Origin of the sequence: Caballeronia sp. RCC_10 (assembly GCF_041360715.1) — a bacterium.
Classification (GTDB): Bacteria; Pseudomonadota; Gammaproteobacteria; order Burkholderiales; family Burkholderiaceae; genus Caballeronia; species Caballeronia grimmiae.
In genome coordinates this window covers 1-1,280 of the sequence record NZ_JBFUPT010000105.1, presented here as the reverse complement: position 1 = coordinate 1,280, position 1,280 = coordinate 1, and the positions used below count along the sequence as shown (strand labels likewise).

General features: G+C 57.7%; 1 protein-coding gene. It reads right to left on the bottom strand.

What is annotated here, in order from left to right:
- Positions 1-230: 230 nt before the first annotated feature.
- Positions 231-884, bottom strand: coding sequence for a transposase (locus AB6804_RS31825; RefSeq protein WP_370889829.1), 654 nt, complete (start codon positions 882-884; stop codon positions 231-233).
- Between the last annotated feature and the right edge of the window lie 396 nt (positions 885-1,280).

The following is a 1,280-nucleotide window of genomic DNA, read 5'->3' as shown; positions in this document are numbered from 1 at the left end:
CGGCTGCGCCGCCTTCGACTCCTCACCACCGGCCAAAACGATCGTCAACGACCGGCCAAAACAATTGTCGCTGCCCAGCTGCCGGTCAAACGGCGCCAATCTGTGGGTGGTTCGCATCGCAGACGATCCGTTTTGACTGCACGACGGGGCGACGGCGAATCGGTATCCCGTTCAAACCAGTGGCTGTGGCTCCATCCGTGGAACGGGGCTTGCCGGTCGCCGTCGTAACGCTATGCGAAGCAGCGGGTCATATCAAATGGCTTGCGCTCCTTCAGCATATGGAAACACGCGCGCGCCAGCTTATGGGCCAGGGCCTTGCGGGCGACGACCGGATTGGTTTTGGCCTTCTTGCGCTCATAGAAGCGCCGGGCCGGATCGCAAACGCGCAGCGCGAAGTTAGCTGCCTCGACGAATGCCCAGGCGAGATACTTGTTGCCGTTCCTAGAATTGCCTTCGCCTTTCTTCTTGCCGTTGCTCAGATGCTGGCTTTCACAGCGCGCGTAGGAAGCGAAGTTGCCAGCGCTGGCGAAACGCTCGATCGAACCGATTTCCAGCAGGATAACGGTGGCAAGGGTGAGGCCAATACCAGGCACGGTCATCAGCAATGCATACTCGGGTCGAAGCAGCACTTTTTCCTGAAGACGCTTTTCCAAAATCACGATCTGGGCAGAGAGCGTCGTGATGACCGCGACGTTGGCCTGAAGGGCGAGTGATACGTCGTCTGGCAGATGCAACTGCTCGATGGTTTCCCTGTCCAGCCGCTTGACCTGGTTGCTAGGAATTCTGTTGCCCTGGTAGCGGGCGGTAATGTTCTCGACCGCGAGAATTTGCTGGCTACGCGTACGCACGAGTTGCTGCCGCTTGCGTGCGAGATCGCGCACCATGCGTATCTCGGGCGGCAAGATGGTGCCTTCGGGCAAGATGCCGAGCCGCAACAGGTGGGCGAGATAGCGTGCATCGGTTGTTGAGGTGCGCTAATTCTGCTACTGGGTGCACTAATCCCGCCAATACACGGTGGCCCGGGCAGATTTTTACGTTTTCGCCGGTATTTGCTTGCCAGGATTAGTAGCCGATCCATGTTACGTGCCCGCGGCGCAGCTGTTGCTGGAGGTTGCTTGAGCGTTTTCCCGTGCTCTTCGCGAGCAGCGATATCACGGTCAATCCATACCGTTTTCCAAAAGGTGCGGCTTAGCCTACATTAGTACGGCAGCCTCAAATCTGAAGTGCAACACCCGTTTCGTATAAGGTGTTGCGATGCACGAAAGAACTCAGTATCAGCA

Bases quoted from the DNA above. Each gene is read 5' to 3' on its own strand.
- AB6804_RS31825 (WP_370889829.1), bottom strand. From the start codon at position 884: ATGGTGCGCGATCTCGCACGCAAGCGGCAGCAACTCGTGCGTACGCGT.